We start from the raw sequence: 19,794 nt of genomic DNA, 5'->3' as shown, positions 1-19,794 counted from the left end.
CCCCCTGGGGCTCCGCCCCAGACCCCGGTCCTCAAACGCCGGACGGCTGAAAGACAGGGCCGAAACTGAACCGGAGCCCCGAAAGGCCAAACCCCGGCGGGGCTGGAGTCGAAGGGGTCGGGCCCGCCGGGTCGGGGACGGGGACGGGGTGGGGTGTCGGCCGGGACGTAAAGCGTGATGTGTGGCGCCGGAGCACGCCGCGCCCTGTCCACGTAGGGCACAGGGCGCCTAAATCATGCAGTCCAGGCCGACACCCCACCCCGGCCCCGGCACCGACCCACCCTCCGCAGCCGGCGCACAACCACTTACACGTACACACAGACACCAGCCACACCCCAGCCCCGCCGGCGCTTGAGGCGCAGGGGCCCGGGGACCGGTCCCCGGCAAGGCAGGGGCAGCGCGACTCGGTTACCCCGCCCCGTACAACCCGGACGTGAGCCGCCGTCCGGGAACCACCCGTCCGGCCTGAAGGATCGGCCACCGACCCCCCGTTCGGAGCCCCGCCGCGTGCAACCCCGGCGAGCCGCCCGGATGGTGGACGAAAGCCCCGACCCCCACCCCACCACACCCCACCCGACCGGCAGGAGCCCCGATGTCCCTCCGCCCCCGCAAGGCCTTCCTGACCTGTGCCGCCGCCATATCCCTCGGCCTGGCCGCCATCGCCCCCGCCCACGGCGTCGACGGCCCCGCTCCCGACCCGAGGAACGCGAAGGCGATGCGCGACATGGCCACGGCGATCCGCGTGTCGGCCAAGTACGCGGACGAGCAGGAGGCCCTGAAGGACGGGTACGTGCCGCACGGCGAGGCCTGCATGACCAACCCCTTCGGGGTGGGCGCCATGGGCTACCACTACGTCAAGGAGTCCTACTGGGGCTCGACGGATCCCAGCAAGCCGGCGGCGCTGCTCTACAGCACCGAGAAGGACAAGCACGGCCGCCGCAAGCTGGAGGCCGTGGAGTGGATGTCCGTCGACCGGGACCAGGACTTCAAGACCACCGACGACCGCCCGAGCATGTTCGGCCTGCCCTTCGACGGACCCATGCCGGGCCACTGGGCGGGGATGCCGAAGCACTACGACCTCCACCTGTGGGCGTACCGCGACAACCCGGCCGGCCGCTTCCACAACTGGAACCCCGCCCTGACCTGCCCCGCCAAGCCCGGCACCCCGACGAAGCCCACCGACGCCCACGACCACGGCCACTAGGGCCTGTCGTCAAACTCCCTCCCGCTCCTCCACCTCCTCAAAGAGGGCTGAGCGCGTTCAATTTGCTAGTGACAACGGCCCCCCGACCAGGGATCATGGCCAGCGTCTCTGTGGATTCTCATGCGCCTGATGCCCTTGGGGGGGATGGGCCGTTCCGCGCGTCATGCAGTGCCGCACCGAACCGAGATCCGCACAGCCCCTTTCCTGAAGGAAACAGCTAGTGCGTCCTACTCGTACGGGGGTCCTGCTCACCGCGGGCCTCGTCACCGCCCTCGGCACCCCGGCGGTTTCCGCCGCGGCTGCTCCGGCGGACCTGTTCGTGAACAACGGCACGAACTCCAACTGCTCCGACACCCGCCCCGGCGCCGGTACGCAGAGCACCCCGTTCTGCAATGTCCTGTCGGCGGCCAAGGCCGCCGAAGCCGGCCAGACCGTACGGATCACGCCGGGCTCCTACGCCGGGCCCGTCACGGTGACCCGCTCCGGAGAGCCGGGCAAGCCGATCACCTTCACCTCCGCGTCCGGGACTTCCGGTAGCTCCTCGAAGGTGGTCCTGATCGATCCGCTGACCGTCGACGGCGCCTCCCACGTGGTGTTCCGTGGGATCACCGTGGCACGTCCCACCAAGGTCGAGCATTCCAGCAACATCGTCGTAGAAGCGTCCGAACTCCGCGAGCTCGTGATCGGTGCGGGAAGCGCGGACGTACGAGTCAGCCAGAGCAACTTCGCCGTCGCCACCCAGATCGAAGCCGGCGCCCAGCGCACGGTCCTCAACCGCAACATCGTCCGCACCAGCGCTTCCCGGCCCGCGATCTCCGTAGTGGACGCCCCCGGCACGGTCCTCGCCAACAACACCGTCGTCGGATTCTGCGGTGGGGGCATCTCGGTCAGTGGCGGTTCCACCGGATCCTCGGTGTTCAACAACGCCGTCTCCGCCCAGAGCCCCCTGTCCTCCTGCAAGACGTCCGCCGTACCCCGCCACGGTCTCGTGGTGGCGCAGAGCGCGGAGGCCGGCACTCGCGCCGACTTCAACGTCGTCAGGCTCCAGCCGGGTGTCACGGCAGCTCCTTACAACTGGGCGGGCACCGACTACACGACCCTCGCGGAGTTCCGGACGGCGACCGGCCAGGGTTCGCGCGACATCCTGAACCCGGCGGACATCGACGCCGCGCTCGTCGACTCCGCCGACGCGACGGCGCCGGGCGCGCTGACCTCGCCCGACATCAAGGGGTTCGGCCCGATCGACAACCCCCTCGTGGCCAACACCGGCAAGGACGACGGGTTCCTCGACCGCGGCGCCATCGAGGCCAACGACGGCCTGACCAGCGTCTCCATGTCGGTCGCCCAGGCTTGGGCGCCGGTGGGCACCACGGTGGAGGTGCAGGCCGCGTCGGACAGCAAATGGCCCGCCGAGATGACGTACAGCGTGGACTTCGGTGACGGGAGCACCCCGGTCCGGACCCGACAGGGTGAGGGCCTCGCCTCGCACGTCTACGGCTCTCCGTGCGCGTGCGTGGTCAAGGTGACCGCCACCAACGCGACCGGGAAGAAGGTCTTCGCGGAGCAGCCGGTCAAGGTGACCGCCGCCGGCCCGCTGACGACGGCCTTCACCGCCACGCCGGTCCTGCCGGTCTCGGACAGTCCGAGCGAGCGCATCTCCCCGCTGACCGTCCAGTTCGACCCGTCGGCCACGGCGGCGCCGTGGCCGTTGAGCCGCGCCGACGTGGACTTCGGTGACGGCACCACCGAGCGCGTCTCCGACCTGTCCGAGCTCAGGCACACCTACCGGTCCCCGGGTGCCTACACGGTGACTCTCACCGCGCTGGACTCCAAGGGCGCCCAGTCCGCCTCCAAGCGCACGGTCAAGGTCGACTACGCGCCGTCCGGCTACGTCCCCGTCGGGCCGTACCGGATCGGCGACAGCCGGGACGACACCCCCTCCATGCCGGGCGGCGCACCCTTCTCGATGCAGGTGCCAAGGGGTCTCGACCGGCCCGAGTTCCCGATCTCAGGCGGCGTGAGCGCTGTCGTCCTCAACGTGACCGTCACCGGCGCCTCGGAAGACACCCACCTCACCGTCTGGCCCGCGGACCAGCCCCGCCCCGCCACCTCGAACGTCAACGTCCGCGCCGGCGCCACCACGTCCAACACCGTCACGGTCCCCGTCGGCGGCGGCCTGGACGCGGTCCTGGCGCAGCTCAACTCCGGCGCGGCGTCGATCATCGTGGACTTCGTCGGCTACTACCAGCCCAACATCGGGCAGCGCTTCTCCCCGCTCGCCCCGACCCGCGTCCTGGACACCCGTACGACCGGCGGCGCACTGCCCGGCGGCAAGACCCGCACGGTCAAGGTCGCGGGCGTCAACGGCATCCCCGCCGACGCCAAGGCGGTCGCCCTGAACCTGACGGGCACGGGGGCGAAGGAGCAGGCGCACGTGATCGCCTACCCCGACCCGGCCAAGCGCCCCACCACGTCGAACCTGAACGTGGAGCCGGGCAAGGACAAGTCCAACCAGGCCATCGTCCCCGTCGGCCCGAACGGCACCATCACGCTCTTCACCAACACCGGCTCCACCCACCTGGTCCTCGACGCGGTCGGCTACTACGGCAAGGACGGCAAGACCCTCTTCACCCCGGCCGTCCCCAAGCGCCTGGCCGACACCCGCACCACCGGCAAGGTCGCCCCGGGCGCCACGACCACGGTCTCCGGCCTCCCGGCCAACGCCGTCGGCGCGGTCCTGAACGTCACCGCGACCGACACCACCGGCCCCGGCTTCCTCACCGCGTACGCCTTCGGCGCCACCCGCCCCGGCGCCAGCAGCCTCAACACCCTCCCCGGCGTCACGGTCCCGAACCACGTCATGACCCCCGTCGGGACCGGCGGCAAGGTCAGCATCTTCAACAGCTACGGCGGCCCCAACCACGTGATCACCGACCTCCTCGGCTACTTCACCCAGCCGTAGGAGCACCCGGCACGGCAAAGGGCCCGGCCCCCTGAGGGGGCCGGGCCCTTTCGCGTCCGGGAGGACGGTCAGCGCACGAACGTGCTCGCGCTGCCCGCCAGGTCCAGGAAGTACTGCGGGGCCACGCCCAGCACCACCGTGACGGCGACGCCCACCGCGATCGTCGTCATCGTCAGCGGGGACGGGACGGCGACCGTGGGGCCGTCCGCCTTCGGCTCGCTGAAGAACATCAGGACGATCACCCGGATGTAGAAGAACGCGGCGATCGCGGACGAGATGACACCGACCACGACCAGCGCTCCCGCGCCGCCCTCCGCCGCCGCCTTGAACACGGCGAACTTGCCGGAGAAGCCGGAGGTCAGCGGGATGCCCGCGAAGGCCAGCAGGAAGACCGCGAAGACCGCCGCCGTCAGCGGCGAACGACGGCCCAGCCCCGCCCACTTGGACAGGTGCGTGGCCTCGCCGCCCGCGTCGCGCACCAGCGTGACCACCGCGAAGGCGCCGATCGTCACGAAGGAGTACGCGCCCAGGTAGAAGAGGACGGACTGGACGCCCTCCGCCGAGGTGGCGATCACACCGGCCAGGATGAAGCCGGCGTGCGCGATCGAGGAGTAGGCGAGGAGCCGCTTGACGTCGGTCTGGGTCACGGCGATGACCGCGCCGGCCAGCATCGTGACGATCGCGACGCCCCACATGACCGGCCGCCAGTCCCACCGCAGGCCGGGCAGCACCACGTACAGCAGGCGCAGGAGGGCGCCGAACGCCGCCACCTTCGTCGCCGCCGCCATGAAGCCGGTGACCGGGGTGGGGGCGCCCTGGTAGACGTCCGGGGTCCACATGTGGAAGGGGACCGCGCCGACCTTGAAGAGCAGGCCCATCAGGATCAGTGCGCCGCCGATCAGGAGCAGCGCGTCGTTGCCCATGGTGTCGGCGAGCGCCGGGTCGATGTTCGCCACGGTGCCGTCGACGACCTCCGCGATCGCCGCGTAGGAGACCGAGCCGGCGTACCCGTAGACGAGCGCGATGCCGAAGAGGAGGAAGGCGGAGGAGAAGGCGCCGAGCAGGAAGTACTTGACGGCCGCCTCCTGCGACATCAGCCGCTGGCGGCGGGCGACGGCGCAGAGCAGGTACAGCGGGAGGGAGAAGACCTCCAGGGCCACGAACAGCGTCAGCAGGTCGTTGGCCGCGGGGAAGATCAGCATCCCGGCGACCGCGAACAGGGCCAGCGGGAAGACCTCGGTGGTGGTGAAGCCCGCCTTGACGGCTTCCTTCTCGCTCTCGCTGCCCGGTACGGACGCCGCCTGCGCGGCGAAGGAGTCCACCCGGTTGCCGTGGGCGGCCGGGTCCAGGCGCCGCTCCGCGAAGGTGAAGATCGCCACGACCGAGGCCAGGATGATGGTGCCCTGCAGGAAGAGCGCCGGTCCGTCGACGGCCACGGCGCCCATGGCCGCGATGTGTGCCTTGGAGCTGCCGTACCCGCCGGCGGCGAGTCCGACGACCGCCGCGAAGGCCGAGGCCAGTGCGGCCACGGCGAGGAACACCTGCGTGTAGTAACGGCCCTTGCGCGGCACGAAGGCCTCGACGAGGACTCCGATGATCGCCGCGCCCAGCACGATGAGCGTGGGCGAGAGCTGGGCGTACTCGATGTGCGGGGCCGGGATCTTGTCGATCGGCGCCGCGGCCGCCAGGTTCGGCAGCAGGCTCTGGGCAGCAGTCAGGGTGCTCACTTCGACTCCTCCCCGTTCTCGGTGTGCTTCGCCTCGACAGCCACCTCGGGCTTCGGGTCCGTCTGCTTGACGTCCGACATGGTGTGCTTCACCGCCGGGTTGACGATGTCGGTCAGGACCTTCGGGTAGACGCCCAGACCGATCAGCAGCGCGATCAGCGGGGCGACCACCAGGACCTCCCGCAGGCGCAGGTCCGGCATGGTGCGGACCTCCTCCTTGACCGGGCCGGTCATGGTGCGCTGGTAGAGGACCAGCGTGTAGAGCGCCGCCAGCACGATGCCGAAGGTGGCGATGATGCCGACGACCGGGTACCGGGCGAACGTGCCGACCAGGACCAGGAACTCGCTGACGAACGGGGCGAGGCCCGGGAGCGACAGGGTGGCCAGGCCGCCGATCAGGAAGGTGCCGGCCAGGACCGGGGCCACCTTCTGCACGCCGCCGTAGTCGGCGATGAGCCGGGAGCCGCGCCGCGAGATCAGGAAGCCGGCGACCAGCATGAGCGCCGCCGTCGAGAGCCCGTGGTTGACCATGTACAGCGTCGCGCCCGACTGCCCCTGGGAGGTCATCGCGAAGATGCCCAGGATGATGAAGCCGAAGTGCGAGATGGAGGCGTACGCCACCAGCCGCTTGATGTCGCGCTGCCCACAGGCGACCAGCGCGCCGTAGACGATGCTGATCAGGGCCAGGACCAGGATCACCGGCGTGGCCCACTTGCTGGCCTCGGGGAAGAGCCCGAGGCAGAAGCGCAGCATCGCGAAGGTGCCGACCTTGTCGACGACGGCGGTGATCAGGACGGCGACCGGGGCCGTGGCCTCGCCCATCGCGTTCGGCAGCCAGGTGTGCAGCGGCCACAGCGGGGCCTTCACCGCGAAGGCGAAGAAGAAGCCGAGGAACAGCATCCGCTCGGTGTTGGTCGCCATGTCGAGCGTGCCCGCGGCGCGGGCGGCGGTGATCTCCTGGAGCGAGAAGTTCCCGGCGACCACGTAGAGCCCGATGACGGCGGCCAGCATGATCAGGCCGCCGACCAGGTTGTAGAGGAGGAACTTGACCGCCGCGTACGAGCGCTGCGCGGCCGCGTTCTCGTCCGACCCGGAGTGGGCCCGGTCCCCGAAGCCGCCGATGAGGAAGTACATCGGGATGAGCATGGCTTCGAAGAAGATGTAGAAGAGGAAGACGTCGGTGGCCTCGAAGGAGATGATCACCATCGCCTCGACCAGCAGGATCAGGGCGAAGAAGCCCTGGGTCGGCCGCCAGCGCGAGTTGGCCGGAGATTCGCTCTCCACCGGGTCGGCGTCGTGCCAGCCGGCCGCGATCACGAAGGGGATCAGCAGCGCGGTGAGTGCGATCAGCACGACCCCGATGCCGTCGACGCCCAGTTCGTAGCGGACGCCGAAGTCGGCGATCCAGGAGCGCGATTCGGTGAGCTGGTAGCGGTCGCCACCGGGCTCGAAGCGGACCGCGACGAGCACGGCCAGGGCCAGGGTCGCCAGCGAGAAGAACAGGGCGAGCCATTTGGCGGCGGTCCGGCGGGCGGCCGGGACGGCCGCCGTCAGGATCGCACCGACCGCGGGGACCGCGGCCGTCACCGTCAGAAGCGGGAAACTCATCTCACACCGCCCTCATCAGCAGGGTCGCGGCGATCAGGATCGCCGTGCCCCCGAACATCGAGACCGCGTAGCTGCGGGCGTAGCCGTTCTGCAGCTTGCGCAGCCGGCCCGACAGCCCGCCGACTCCGGCGGCCGTCCCGTTGACCACGCCGTCGACCAGGCTGTGGTCGACGTAGACGAGGGAGCGGGTCAGGTGCTCCCCGCCGCGGACCAGGACCACGTGGTTGAAGTCGTCCTGGTAGAGGTCCCGTCGGGCCGCCCGGGTGAGGAGCGAGCCGCGCGGGGCGATGACCGGGACGGGCTTCCTGCCGTACATCGCCCAGGCGAGGGCGACGCCGAGGACGAGGACCACCATGGTGGCCAGCGTCACCGTCAGCGCGCTGATCGGCGGGTGGCCGTGCTGGTGTCCGGTGACGGGCTCCAGCCAGTGCAGGAAGCGGTCGCCGATCCCGAAGAAGCCGCCCGCGAAGACCGAGCCGAAGGCCAGGATGATCATCGGGATGGTCATGGACTTCGGGGACTCGTGCGGGTGGGGAAGCTCCCCGGGGTGCGCGTCGGCGCCCGGCTCGACACCGGGGGTCGTGGCCGGGTCCGGCGCCGGCTGCCAGCGCTTCTCGCCGAAGAAGGTGAGGAGCATGACGCGGGTCATGTAGAAGGCGGTGATCGCCGCGCCGAGCAAGGTCACCCCGCCGAGGATCCAGCCCTGGGTGCCGCCCTTGGCGAAGGCGGCCTCGATGATCATGTCCTTGGAGAAGAAGCCCGACAGGCCCGGGAACCCGATGATGGCGAGGTACCCCAGCCCGAAGGTCACGAAGGTCACCGGCATGTACTTCCGCAGACCGCCGTACTTGCGCATGTCGACCTCGTCGTTCATCCCGTGCATCACGGAACCGGCGCCGAGGAAGAGGCCCGCCTTGAAGAACCCGTGCGTGACCAGGTGCATGATCGCGAACACGTACCCGATGGGGCCGAGGCCGGCCGCCAGGATCATGTAGCCGATCTGCGACATCGTCGAGCCCGCGAGGGCCTTCTTGATGTCGTCCTTCGCGCAACCGACGATCGCACCGAAGAGGAGCGTGACGGCACCGACCACGACGACCGCGGTCTGCGCGTCCGGCGCCCCGTTGAAGATGGCTCCCGAGCGGACGATCAGGTAGACGCCGGCGGTGACCATGGTCGCCGCGTGGATGAGGGCCGAGACCGGGGTCGGGCCCTCCATCGCGTCGCCGAGCCAGGACTGCAGCGGCACCTGGGCCGACTTGCCGCACGCGGCGAGCAGCAGCATCAGGGCGATCGCCGTCAGCTTGCCCTCGCCGGCCTCGGACACCGAGCCGAGGACCGGGCCGAAGGCGAAGGTTCCGAAGGTGGTGAACATCAGCATGATGGCGATCGAAAGGCCCATGTCGCCGACCCGGTTGACCAGGAAGGCCTTCTTCGCGGCGGTGGCCGCGCTGGGCTTGTGCTGCCAGAAGCCGATGAGGAGGTACGAGGCGAGGCCCACGCCCTCCCAGCCGACGTACAGCAGGAGGTAGTTGTCGGCGATGACCAGGAGCAGCATCGCGGCGACGAAGAGGTTGAGGTAGCCGAAGAAGCGGCGGCGGCGCTCGTCGTGCTCCATGTATCCGATGGAGTACACGTGGATGAGCGTGCCCACCCCGGAGATCAGCAGGACGAAGGTCATCGACAGCTGGTCGAGCTGGAAGCCGATGTCGGCCTGGAAGCCCTCCACCGGGATCCAGCTGAACAGCCGCTGGTGGAAGGTCCGGTCCTCGGCGCCCTTGCCGAGCATGTCGGCGAAGAGGGTGAGGCCGATGCCGAAGGAGACGGCGGCGAGCACGGTGCCGATCCAGTGGCCGGTCTTGTCGAGACGGCGGCCGCCGCAGAGCAGCACCACCGCTCCGAGCAGGGGCGCTGCTACCAGCAGCGCGATCATGTTCTCCACAGCGACCCCTTACAGCTTCATCAGGCTGGCGTCGTCGACCGAGGCCGAGTGGCGGGTACGGAACAGCGACACGATGATCGCGAGGCCCACCACGACCTCGGCGGCGGCGACGACCATCGTGAAGAACGCGATGATCTGGCCGTCGAGGTTGCCGTGCATCCGGGAGAAGGTGACGAAGGCGAGGTTGCAGGCGTTGAGCATGAGCTCCACGCACATGAACAGCACGATCGCGTTCTTCCGGATCAGGACTCCCGCCGCCCCGATGGTGAACAGCAGCGCGGACAGGTACAGGTAGTTGACCGGGTTCACTTCGAAGCCTCCTCACGGCCGAGCCGCTCGGACGACCGCTGCTCCAGGGCCTTCAGGTCGTCCAGGGCCTTGCCGGAGACGTCCCTGATCTGGCCGCGGGCACGCAGCGTCTGGTTGACGGTGAGCTCGGAGGGGGTGCCGTCCGGCAGCAGGCCCGCGACGTCCACGGCGTTGTGCCGGGCGTAGACGCCGGGTGCGGGCAGCGGCGGGAGCTGTACGCCCTCGCGTACGCGGCGCTCGGCGAGTTCGCGCTGGGTGGCGGCCCGCTCGGTGCGCTCGCGGTGGGTGAGCACCATCGCACCGACGGCCGCCGTGATCAGCAGGGCGCCGGTGATCTCGAAGGCGAACACGTACTTGGTGAAGATCAGCGTGGCCAGGCCCTCGACGTGCCCGCCGGAGTTGATCCGGCCGAGTCCGTTGAAGTGGGTGAGCTTGGCGTTGGCGATGCCCGCGATGAGCAGGATGCCGAAGCCGAGCCCGCACAGGACGGCGAGCCAGCGCTGTCCCTTGATGGTCTCGGTCAGCGAGTCCGCGGCGGTGACGCCGACGAGCATGACGACGAAGAGGAAGAGCATCATGATCGCGCCGGTGTAGACGACGACCTGGACGATGCCGAGGAAGTACGCCCCGTTGGCGAGGTAGAAGACCGCCAGGATGATCATCGTCCCGGCCAGGCTCAGCGCGCTGTGCACGGCCTTCTTCATCAGGATCGTGGCCAGCGCGCCGATGACGGCGACCGTGCCGAGGATCCAGAACTGGGCCGCCTCACCGGTGGAGGTGAGGGTGGCGGCCGCGGCGACGGCGCTCATGCCCCCACCCCCTCGGAAGCGTCTTCGGGAGCGACCTCGCCCTTGGAGACGGCCACCTGGCGGACCGTGCCGGGAGCCGCCCCGGTCACCAGCCCGCGGTAGTAGTCCGTGTCCTCGGTGCCCGGGAAGATCGAGTGCGGGGCCTCGACCATGCCCTCGGTGAGCCCGGAGAGCAGCTGCTCCTTGGTGTAGATGAGCGCTTCGCGGCTGGAGTCGGCCAGTTCGAACTCGTTCGTCATGGTCAGCGCCCTGGTCGGGCACGCCTCGACGCACAGCCCGCACAGGATGCAGCGGGCGTAGTTGATCTGGTAGACCCGGCCGTACCGCTCACCCGGGGAGTAGCGCTCCTCCTCGGTGTTGTCCGCGCCCTCGACGTAGATCGCGTCGGCGGGACAGGCCCAGGCGCACAGCTCGCACCCGATGCACTTCTCCAGACCGTCCGGGTGGCGGTTGAGCTGGTGCCGCCCGTGGAAGCGGGGTGCGGTGGTCTTTTCCTGCTCCGGGTACTGCTCGGTGAGGCGCTTCTTGAACATGGCCTTGAAGGTCACGCCGAAGCCGGCCACCGGGTTCTGCCACTTCTCGCCCTGCTCGGCGTCAGACTTGTCAGACATTCTCAGCACCCTCCTCTCGGTCACTGTCAGTATTCGCCGCGCCACTGACAATGAGCTCCCGCTCACTGCGGGGCCGCCTGCGCGGTACGGGTGCCAGGTGCTGGCCGGGCTTGGGCGGTACGGGGAATCCGCCCGCCAGGGGGTCGAAGGGTTCGGCCGCGGCGGCCAGTTCGGCGTCCGCGAGGGCCGTCTTCTCCTTCTTGTCGCGGAACAGGTCCGCGACGAAGGACAGCAGCAGGAGCGCGATGACCCCGCCGCCGACGTAGAGCACGATCTCCTGGAAGTCGTAGTTCTCGTTGCGCAGCGCCCGGACGGTGGCGACCAGCATCAGCCACACCACGGAGACCGGGATCAGCACCTTCCAGCCGAGCTTCATCAGCTGGTCGTAGCGCACGCGCGGGAGCGTGCCGCGCAGCCAGATGAAGAAGAACAGCAGCAGCTGGACCTTGAGGACGAACCAGAGCATCGGCCACCAGCCGTGGTTCGCGCCCTCCCAGTACGTGGAGATCGGCGCCGGGGCCCGCCAGCCGCCCAGGAACAGGGTGACGGAGACCGCGGAGACGGTGACCATGTTGACGTACTCGGCGAGCATGAACAGCGCGAACTTGATCGAGGAGTACTCGGTGTTGAAGCCGCCGACCAGGTCGCCTTCGGACTCCGGCATGTCGAAGGGGGCGCGGTTCGTCTCGCCGACCATCGTGATGACGTAGATGATGAAGGAGACCGGCAGCAGGATGATGTACCAGCGGTCCGCCTGGGCTTCGACGATCGCCGAGGTCGACATCGACCCGGAGTAGAGGAAGACCGAGGCGAAGGCCGCGCCCATCGCGATCTCGTACGAGATCATCTGCGCGCAGGAGCGCAAGCCCCCGAGGAGCGGGTACGTGGAGCCGGAGGACCAGCCGGCCAGCACGATGCCGTAGATGCCGACCGAGGCCACCGCGAGGATGTAGAGCATCGCGATGGGCAGGTCGGTCAGCTGCATCGTGGTGCGCTGGCCGAAGATGGAGACCTCGTTGCCCGAGGGGCCGAAGGGGATCACCGCGATGGCCATGAAGGCCGGGATCGCCGCGATGATCGGGGCCAGGACGTAGACGACCTTGTCGGCCCGCTTGACGATCAGGTCTTCCTTCAGCATCAGCTTCACGCCGTCGGCGAGCGACTGGAGCATGCCCCAGGGGCCGTGCCGGTTGGGGCCGATGCGCAGCTGCATCCAGGCGACGACCTTGCGCTCCCACACGATGGAGAAGAGCACGGTCACCATCAGGAAGGCGAAGCAGAACACCGCCTTGATGACGACGAGCCACCAGACGTCCCTGCCGAACAGGGAGAGGTCTTCGGCGGCGATCTGAACGGTGTTCACGCGCCCACCTCCGCAGGGGAGTCGCTGGTGTCGGCGGGGGTGGCCGGGCCGATGCGGACCAGCTCCCCCGGGCGGGCTCCGGTGTCGGCGAGGACCCCGGAGCCGGTGGAGTTCATCGGGAGCCAGACCACCCGGTCGGGCATCTCGGTGATGCGCAGCGGAAGTTCCACGGAGCCGGCGGGGCCGGTCACCGCGAGGACGTCGCCGTTCTTGACGCCGGTCTCGGCGGCCGTGGCGGCCGACAGGCGGGCGCCGGCCTCGTGCCGGGTGCCGGCCAGGGCCTCGTCGCCGTCCTGCAGCAGACCCTGGTCGAGGAGGAGCCGGTGGCCCGCGAGGACCGCCTCTCCCGCACCCGGCCGGGGCAGCAGCGCCCTGTCTCCGGACTGTCCGGCGGCGCGCTCCCCGGCCCACGGGCCGAGCCCGTCGAGCTCCCGGCGTACGGCGTGTACGTCGGGCAGCGCGATCGGCCGGTCGGCCGCGTCGGCCAGCATGTGCAGCACGCGGGAGTCGGCGGGGGCGAGCCGGCGGGTCATCTGCTCGGGCTTGAGCGCGGCCTCGAACGGCCGGACCCTGCCCTCCCAGTTGATGAACGCGCCCGACTTCTCGGCGACGGCCGCGACCGGGAAGACCACGTCCGCGAAGTCGGTGACCTCGCCGGGGCGCAGTTCCAGGGAGACCACGAAGGCCTCCTGGAGCGCGGCCTTGGCGCGGGCCGGGTCCGGCAGGTCGGCGAGCTCGACGCCCGCGACCAGCAGGGCGGACAGCTCCCGGGTGGCGGCGGCCTCGACGATCTGGCCGGTGTCGCGGCCGTAGCGGTGCGGCAGCTCGTCCAGGCCCCAGGCGGCGGCGACCTCGTCGCGGGCCCGCGGGTCGGTGGCCGGACGGGCGCCCGGCAGCAGGGACGGCAGCGCGCCCGCCTCTACGGCGGCCCGCTCTCCGGCCCGGCGCGGGATCCACACCAGGGTGGCGCCGCTGGCGGCGGCGGCCCGGACGGCCGCGGTCAGCGCGCCGGGCACGCCCGCAAGGCGCTCCCCGACCACGATGACGGCGCCGGGCAGGCGCAGCGCGTCGGCCGCGGCCTGGCCGCCGTCCTCCAGGCCTGCCTGCGAGGCCAGCGCGTTCAGCCACTCGGGCTCGGTGCCGGGGGCGGCGGCCAGCAGGGTGCCGCCCGCCTTCTCCAGGCCGCGCGTGGCGAACGGGGCGAGGGCGAAGGTCCGCTGCTTGTGCTTGCGGTGGGCCTTGCGGAGCCGCAGGAAGACCCCGGGGGCCTCCTCCTCGGCCTCGATGCCGACGAGGAGCACGGCCGGGGCCGCTTCCAGGGAGGCGTTGGTGACACCGCTGCCGTCCAGGTCCTTGCCGGTGCCGGCCACGGTGGCGGCCAGGAACTCGGCCTCCTCCGCGCTGTGCACCCGGGCCCGGAAGTCGATGTCGTTGGTGTCGAGCACGACCCGGGCGAACTTGGCGTACGCGTAGGCGTCCTCGACGGTGAGGCGTCCGCCGGTCAGCACTCCGGCCCGGCCGCGCGCGGCGGCCAGCCCCGCGGCCGCGGCCTCCAGGGCCTCGGGCCAGCTGGCGGGGGCCAGGACCCCGTCGGTGCCGCGCACCAGCGGGGTGGTGAGCCGGTCGGGGCGCTGCGCGTAGCGGAACCCGAAGCGGCCCTTGTCGCAGATCCACTCCTCGTTGACCTCGGGGTCCTCCGCGGCCATCCGGCGCAGCACCTTGCCGCGGCGGTGGTCGGTGCGCGTCGCGCAGCCGCCCGCGCAGTGCTCGCACACGCTCGGGGAGGAGACCAGGTCGAAGGGGCGGGAGCGGAACCGGTAGGCCGCCGAGGTGAGGGCGCCGACCGGGCAGATCTGGATGGTGTTGCCGGAGAAGTACGACTCGAAGGGGTCGCCCTCGCCGGTGCCGACCTGCTGGAGCGCGCCGCGTTCCAGGAGTTCGATCATCGGGTCGCCGGCGATCTCGTTGGAGAAGCGGGTGCAGCGCGCGCACAGCACGCACCGCTCGCGGTCCAGGAGCACCTGCGTGGAGATCGGAACCGGCTTCTCGTAGGTGCGCTTCTTGCCTTCGAAACGCGATTCGGCGTTGCCGTGGGTCATCGCCTGGTTCTGCAGCGGGCACTCGCCGCCCTTGTCGCAGACGGGGCAGTCCAGCGGGTGGTTGATGAGCAGCAGCTCCATCACCCCGCGCTGGGCCTTGTCGGCGACCGGGGAGGTCAGCTGCGTCTTGACGACCATGCCGTCGGTGCAGGTGATGGTGCAGGAGGCCATCGGCTTGCGCTGGCCCTCGACCTCGACGATGCACTGGCGGCAGGCGCCGGCCGGGGAGAGGAGGGGGTGGTCGCAGAACCGGGGGATCTCGATGCCGAGCTGTTCGGCGGCCCGGATGACCAGGGTCCCCTTGGGCACCGACAGTTCGATGCCGTCGATGGTCAGGGAGATCTGGTCCTGCGGCGGGACCGCCGCCTCTCCGCCGCCGGAGGCTGCCGTAGTGGTCACGGTCATGCGGTCACCTCCGTGTCGGCCCAGAGGGTCGACTTCTTGGGGTCGAAGGGGCAGCCCTTGCCCGTGATGTGCTGCTCGTACTCCGCGCGGAAGTACTTGAGCGAGGAGAAGATGGGGCTGGCGGCGCCGTCGCCGAGCGCGCAGAACGACTTGCCGTTGATGTTGTCGGCGATGTCGTTCAGCTTCTCGAGGTCGGACATGACCCCCTTGCCCGCTTCGATGTCGCGGAGCAACTGGACCAGCCAGTACGTGCCTTCGCGGCAGGGCGTGCACTTGCCGCAGGACTCGTGGGCGTAGAACTCGGTCCAGCGGGTCACCGCCCGCACCACGCAGGTCGTCTCGTCGAAGCACTGGAGGGCCTTGGTGCCGAGCATGGAGCCGGCCGCGCCGACGCCCTCGTAGTCCAGCGGGACGTCGAGGTGTTCCTCCGTGAACATCGGGGTGGAGGAGCCGCCCGGGGTCCAGAACTTCAGCCGGTGCCCGGGGCGCATGCCGCCGCTCATGTCGAGGAGCTGGCGCAGCGTGATCCCGAGCGGGGCCTCGTACTGGCCGGGTCCGACGACGTGGCCGGAGAGCGAGTACAGGGTGAAGCCGGGGGACTTCTCGGTCCCCATCGACTTGAACCAGTCCTTGCCCTTGTTCAGGATCGCGGGAACCGAGGCGATGGACTCCACGTTGTTCACGACGGTGGGGCAGGCGTAGAGGCCCTCGACCGCCGGGAAGGGGGGACGCAGCCGGGGCTGGCCGCGCCGGCCTTCGAGGGAGTCCAGGAGGGCCGTTTCCTCGCCGCAGATGTAGGCGCCCGCTCCCGCGTGCACGGTGATGTCGAGCTTGAGCCCGCTCCCGAGGATGTTCTCCCCGAGGTAGCCGGCCTCGTACGCCTCGCGCACCGCCTCGTGCAGGCGCCGCAGGACCGGCACGGTCTCGCCGCGCAGGTAGATGAAGGCGTGCTCCGACCGGATCGCGTAGCAGGCGATGATCATTCCCTCGATGAGGGAGTGCGGGTTGGCGAAGAGGAGGGGGATGTCCTTGCAGGTCCCCGGCTCCGACTCGTCCGCGTTCACCACGAGGTAGTGCGGCTTGCCGTCGCCCTGCGGGATGAACTGCCACTTCATGCCGGTGGGGAAGCCGGCGCCGCCGCGTCCGCGCAGGCCCGAGTCCTTCACGTAGGCGATGAGGTCGTCGGGGGTCATGGCGAGCGCCTTGCGCAGGCCCTCGTAGCCCTCGTGGCGCCGGTAGGTCTCCAGCGTCCACGACTGCGGCTCGTCCCAGAACGCCGACAGGACGGGCGCGAGGAGCTTCTCCGGACTCGTCCCGTTCTTACTCAGTTCGGTGGACACGGTCATCACTCCCCTCCCTCGATGGTGGCCTCGCCGCGCGGGTGCACGATCGGGGTGTGCGGGGCTTCGCCGCGCGCGATGCGCAGGCCGATCAGCGAGGCGTGACCCGCGCCGCCGCTCGCCTCGACCGCGCCTTCGCGCTCGTCCGGGAAGCCCGCCAGGATCCGCGCGGTCTCCTTGTACGTGCACAGCGGCGCGCCCCGGGTCGGTTCGACGGGGCGGCCGGCCAGCAGGTCGTCGACCATGGCCTTGGCGGACTCGGGGGTCTGGTTGTCGAAGAACTCCCAGTTGACCATCACCACGGGGGCGTAGTCGCAGGCCGCGTTGCACTCGATGTGCTCGAGGGTGACCTTGCCGTCGGGGGTGGTCTCGTTGTTGCCGACCCCGAGGTGCTCCTTGAGCTCCTCGAAGATGGCGTCGCCGCCCATGACCGCGCACAGGGTGTTCGTGCACACGCCGACCTGGTAGTCCCCGGAGGGCTTGCGCCGGTACATCGTGTAGAAGGTCGCCACGGCCGTGACCTCGGCGGTCGTCAGGCCCAGCACCTCGGCGCAGAACCGGATGCCGGTGCGCGAGACGTAGCCCTCCTGCGACTGGACGAGGTGGAGCAGCGGCAGCAGCGCGGAGCGGCTGTCGGGGTAGCGGGCGATGACTTCCTTCGCATCCGCTTCCAGCCGGGCGCGCACGTCGGCCGGGAAGTCGGGTGCCGGAAGCTGGGGCATGCCCAGGCTCACCCCTGATGCGGGCTGATTGGCTGTCATCGGTCGACGCCTCCCATCACGGGGTCGATGGAGGCGACGGCCACGATGACGTCGGCGATCTGGCCGCCCTCGCACATCGCCGCCATGGCCTGCAGGTTGGTGAAGGACGGGTCGCGGAAGTGGACCCGGTAGGGGCGGGTGCCGCCGTCGGAGACGACGTGCACGCCGAGCTCGCCCTTGGGCGACTCCACGGCCGCGTAGGCCTGGCCGGCCGGTACCCGGAAGCCCTCGGTCACCAGCTTGAAGTGGTGGATGAGGGACTCCATGGAGGTGCCCATGATCTGCTTGATGTGGTCGAGCGAGTTGCCGAGGCCGTCGGGGCCCATCGCGAGCTGCGCCGGCCAGGCGATCTTCTTGTCGGCGACCATGACCGGGCCCGGCTCCAGCCGGTCCAGGCACTGCTCGACGATCCGCAGGGACTGGCGCATCTCCTCCAGGCGGATCAGGAACCGCCCGTAGGAGTCGCAGGACTCGGTGGTCGGCACGTCGAACTCGTAGTTCTCGTAGCCGCAGTACGGGTCCGTCTTGCGCAGGTCGTGCGGGAGGCCGGCGGAGCGCAGGACCGGGCCGGTGGCGCCGAGCGCCATGCAGCCGGTGAGGTCGAGGTAGCCGACGTCCTGCATGCGGGCCTTGAAGATGGGGTTGCCGGTGGCGAGCTTGTCGTACTCCGGCAGGTTCTTCTTCATGGTCTTCACGAACTCGCGGAGCTGGTCCACGGCGCCCGGGGGCAGGTCCTGCGCGAGGCCGCCGGGGCGGACGAACGCGTGGTTCATGCGCAGGCCGGTGATCAGCTCGAACACGTCGAGGATCAGCTCGCGGTCGCGGAACCCGTAGATCATGATCGTGGTCGCGCCCAGCTCCATGCCGCCGGTGGCGATGCACACCAGGTGGGAGGAGAGCCGGTTGAGCTCCATCAGCAGGACGCGGATGGCGGAGGCGCGGTCCGGGATCTGATCGGTGATGCCGAGCAGCTTCTCGACGCCCAGGCAGTACGCCGTCTCGTTGAAGAACGGCGTCAGGTAGTCCATGCGCGTGACGAAGGTCGTGCCCTGCGTCCAGTTCCGGTATTCGAGGTTCTTCTCGATGCCGGTGTGGAGGTAGCCGATGCCGCAGCGGGCCTCGGTGACCGTCTCGCCGTCGATCTCCAGGATCAGGCGGAGCACCCCGTGCGTGGAGGGGTGCTGGGGGCCCATGTTGACGACGATCCGCTCGTCGTCCGCGCGGGCCGCGGACTGGACGATCTCGTCCCAGTCGCCGCCTGTGACGGTGTAGACGGTGCCCTCGGTCGTTTCGCGCGCCGAAGCGTGGTCGGCGGAGGCGTGGTGTGACGCGTTGTTCGATGTGGGGGACATCAGCTGTACGACCTCCGCTGGTCGGGAGCCGGGATCTGGGCGCCCTTGTACTCGATGGCGATGCCGCCGAGCGGGTAGTCCTTGCGCTGCGGGAAGCCCTGCCAGTCGTCCGGCATCATGATCCGGGTGAGGGCCGGGTGCCCGTCGAAGATCAGGCCGAAGAAGTCGTACGTCTCGCGCTCGTGCCAGTCGTTCGTCGGGTAGACGGAGACGATCGAGGGGACGTGCGGGTCCGCGTCCGGGGCGGTGACCTCCAGCCGCACGATCCGGCCGTGGGTGAGCGAGCGCAGGTGGTAGACGGCGTGCAGCTCGCGGCCCTTGTCGTCCGGGAAGTGCACCCCGCTGACACCGGTGCAGAGCTCGAAGCGCAGGGCCGGGTCGTCGCGCAGGGTCCTGGCGACGAGGAGGAGGTGCTCGCGCGCGATGTGGAGGGTCAGCTCCGCCCGGTCGACGACGACCTTCTCGATCGCGTTCTCCGGGACGAGGTCCTGCTCCTCCAGCGCCCCTTCGAGCTCGTCGACGACCTCGTCGAAGTACGAGCCGTACGGGCGGGCGCTCTCGCCGGGCAGGGCCACGGTGCGCACGAGGCCGCCGTAGCCGCTGGTGTCGCCGCCGTCGTTGGCGCCGAACATGCCCTTGCGGACGCCGATCACCTCGGGGCCGGCCGCTCCGCGGGGCGCGGGCACGTTGTCGCCGTTGCCGGCTTGGGGGCCGTTCTGCACGGCCGGGTCCTCGCTCACCGCAGGAGCCCCTTCATCTCAATGGTGGGGAGCGCCTTGAGGGCCGCCTCCTCCGCCTCTCGGGCCGCCTCTTCCCGGTTCACGCCGAGCTTGCCGCCCTGGATCTTCTGGTGGAGCTTGAGGATCGCGTCGAGCAGCATCTCGGGGCGGGGCGGGCAGCCGGGCAGGTAGATGTCCACGGGGACGATGTGGTCGACGCCCTGGACGATCGCGTAGTTGTTGAACATTCCGCCCGAAGACGCACAAACACCCATAGAGATGACCCACTTGGGAGCGGGCATCTGGTCGTACACCTGCCGCAGCACCGGCGCCATCTTCTGGCTGACCCGGCCCGCCACGATCATCAGGTCGGCCTGGCGCGGGGATCCGCGGAAGACCTCCATGCCGAAGCGGGCCAGGTCGTACCGGCCCGCTCCGGTGGTCATCATCTCGATGGCGCAGCAGGCCAGGCCGAAGGTGGCCGGGAAGACGGACGCCTTGCGCACCCACCCCGCGGCCTGTTCGACGGTGGTCAGCAGAAAGCCGCTCGGCAGCTTCTCTTCCAGTCCCATGGAAATTCAGCC

15 protein-coding genes are annotated in these 19,794 nt (G+C 70.1%); 2 read left to right on the top strand and 13 right to left on the bottom strand.

Annotation, left to right across the window (positions count from 1 at the left end):
* Positions 1-592 precede the first annotated feature (592 nt).
* Both ACFVX6_RS08375 and ACFVX6_RS08370 read left to right on the top strand, forming a co-directional pair.
* Positions 593-1,204, top strand: coding sequence for a hypothetical protein (locus ACFVX6_RS08375; protein ID WP_389689222.1), 612 nt, complete (start codon positions 593-595; stop codon positions 1,202-1,204).
* Positions 1,205-1,424: 220 nt separating this feature from the next.
* Entirely contained in the window at positions 1,425-4,166 is a 2,742-nt protein-coding gene (locus ACFVX6_RS08370; protein WP_389689220.1) for a PKD domain-containing protein, read from the top strand.
* 68 nt (positions 4,167-4,234) lie between these two features.
* Here ACFVX6_RS08370 and nuoN read toward each other — a convergent pair whose 3' ends face one another.
* Genes nuoN through ACFVX6_RS08305 form a run of 13 tightly spaced genes read right to left on the bottom strand, consistent with a single transcriptional unit; the run spans position 4,235 to position 19,782 of the window.
* Positions 4,235-5,854: an NADH-quinone oxidoreductase subunit NuoN gene (nuoN, locus tag ACFVX6_RS08365; RefSeq protein WP_284716195.1), complete on the bottom strand. Its 1,620-nt coding sequence runs from the start codon at positions 5,852-5,854 to the stop codon at positions 4,235-4,237.
* 35 nt (positions 5,855-5,889) lie between these two features.
* A complete protein-coding gene (locus ACFVX6_RS08360) occupies positions 5,890-7,500 on the bottom strand; it encodes an NADH-quinone oxidoreductase subunit M (RefSeq protein WP_389689218.1) in 1,611 nt (536 codons plus the stop codon).
* 1 nt (position 7,501) lies between these two features.
* The gene (gene nuoL, locus ACFVX6_RS08355; protein ID WP_389689216.1) at positions 7,502-9,442 is read right to left on the bottom strand and encodes an NADH-quinone oxidoreductase subunit L; all 1,941 of its coding nucleotides are present in this window, start codon (positions 9,440-9,442) and stop codon (positions 7,502-7,504) included.
* A gap of 9 nt (positions 9,443-9,451) precedes the next feature.
* Positions 9,452-9,751 (bottom strand): NADH-quinone oxidoreductase subunit NuoK, encoded by a 300-nt coding sequence (nuoK, locus tag ACFVX6_RS08350; protein ID WP_112449176.1) that lies wholly within the window; start codon positions 9,749-9,751, stop codon positions 9,452-9,454.
* A complete protein-coding gene (locus ACFVX6_RS08345) occupies positions 9,748-10,560 on the bottom strand; it encodes an NADH-quinone oxidoreductase subunit J (protein WP_389689214.1) in 813 nt (270 codons plus the stop codon). Before ACFVX6_RS08345 ends, nuoK begins: the two co-directional genes overlap by 4 nt.
* Positions 10,557-11,171 (bottom strand): NADH-quinone oxidoreductase subunit NuoI, encoded by a 615-nt coding sequence (nuoI, locus tag ACFVX6_RS08340; RefSeq protein WP_389689212.1) that lies wholly within the window; start codon positions 11,169-11,171, stop codon positions 10,557-10,559. Before nuoI ends, ACFVX6_RS08345 begins: the two co-directional genes overlap by 4 nt.
* Positions 11,164-12,534, bottom strand: a complete 1,371-nt coding sequence (nuoH, locus tag ACFVX6_RS08335) for an NADH-quinone oxidoreductase subunit NuoH (protein WP_250740939.1) — start codon at positions 12,532-12,534, stop codon at positions 11,164-11,166. Before nuoH ends, nuoI begins: the two co-directional genes overlap by 8 nt.
* Entirely contained in the window at positions 12,531-15,038 is a 2,508-nt protein-coding gene (locus ACFVX6_RS08330; protein WP_389689210.1) for an NADH-quinone oxidoreductase subunit G, read from the bottom strand. Before ACFVX6_RS08330 ends, nuoH begins: the two co-directional genes overlap by 4 nt.
* Complete coding sequence (gene nuoF / locus ACFVX6_RS08325) at positions 15,035-16,384, bottom strand: NADH-quinone oxidoreductase subunit NuoF (RefSeq protein WP_250740941.1); 1,350 nt, start codon at positions 16,382-16,384, stop codon at positions 15,035-15,037. Before nuoF ends, ACFVX6_RS08330 begins: the two co-directional genes overlap by 4 nt.
* Complete coding sequence (gene nuoE, locus ACFVX6_RS08320; protein WP_389689208.1) at positions 16,384-17,139, bottom strand: NADH-quinone oxidoreductase subunit NuoE; 756 nt, start codon at positions 17,137-17,139, stop codon at positions 16,384-16,386. The genes nuoF and nuoE overlap by 1 nt, the downstream gene beginning before the upstream one ends.
* Positions 17,136-18,491: an NADH-quinone oxidoreductase subunit D gene (locus ACFVX6_RS08315; RefSeq protein WP_389689206.1), complete on the bottom strand. Its 1,356-nt coding sequence runs from the start codon at positions 18,489-18,491 to the stop codon at positions 17,136-17,138. Before ACFVX6_RS08315 ends, nuoE begins: the two co-directional genes overlap by 4 nt.
* Entirely contained in the window at positions 18,491-19,231 is a 741-nt protein-coding gene (locus ACFVX6_RS08310; RefSeq protein ID WP_389689204.1) for an NADH-quinone oxidoreductase subunit C, read from the bottom strand. Before ACFVX6_RS08310 ends, ACFVX6_RS08315 begins: the two co-directional genes overlap by 1 nt.
* Complete coding sequence (locus ACFVX6_RS08305; protein ID WP_243339941.1) at positions 19,228-19,782, bottom strand: NADH-quinone oxidoreductase subunit B family protein; 555 nt, start codon at positions 19,780-19,782, stop codon at positions 19,228-19,230. The genes ACFVX6_RS08310 and ACFVX6_RS08305 overlap by 4 nt, the downstream gene beginning before the upstream one ends.
* Positions 19,783-19,794: the final 12 nt, after the last annotated feature.

Origin of the sequence: Streptomyces sp. NPDC058289 (assembly GCF_042880975.1) — a bacterium.
In the GTDB taxonomy this organism is placed as follows: domain Bacteria; phylum Actinomycetota; class Actinomycetes; order Streptomycetales; family Streptomycetaceae; genus Streptomyces; species Streptomyces stoeckheimensis.
This window is presented reverse-complemented; position numbering and strand designations above follow the sequence as displayed.

Coding starts and splice junctions, on each gene's coding strand:
- ACFVX6_RS08330 (WP_389689210.1), bottom strand. CDS start 15,038: ATGACCGTGACCACTACGGCAGCCTCCGGCGGCGGAGAGGCGGCGGTC.
- nuoE (WP_389689208.1), bottom strand. CDS start 17,139: ATGACAGCCAATCAGCCCGCATCAGGGGTGAGCCTGGGCATGCCCCAG.
- ACFVX6_RS08360 (WP_389689218.1), bottom strand. CDS start 7,500: ATGAGTTTCCCGCTTCTGACGGTGACGGCCGCGGTCCCCGCGGTCGGT.
- nuoI (WP_389689212.1), bottom strand. CDS start 11,171: ATGTCTGACAAGTCTGACGCCGAGCAGGGCGAGAAGTGGCAGAACCCG.
- ACFVX6_RS08305 (WP_243339941.1), bottom strand. CDS start 19,782: ATGGGACTGGAAGAGAAGCTGCCGAGCGGCTTTCTGCTGACCACCGTC.
- nuoF (WP_250740941.1), bottom strand. CDS start 16,384: ATGACCGTGTCCACCGAACTGAGTAAGAACGGGACGAGTCCGGAGAAG.
- ACFVX6_RS08375 (WP_389689222.1), top strand. CDS start 593: ATGTCCCTCCGCCCCCGCAAGGCCTTCCTGACCTGTGCCGCCGCCATA.
- ACFVX6_RS08315 (WP_389689206.1), bottom strand. CDS start 18,491: ATGTCCCCCACATCGAACAACGCGTCACACCACGCCTCCGCCGACCAC.
- ACFVX6_RS08345 (WP_389689214.1), bottom strand. CDS start 10,560: ATGAGCGCCGTCGCCGCGGCCGCCACCCTCACCTCCACCGGTGAGGCG.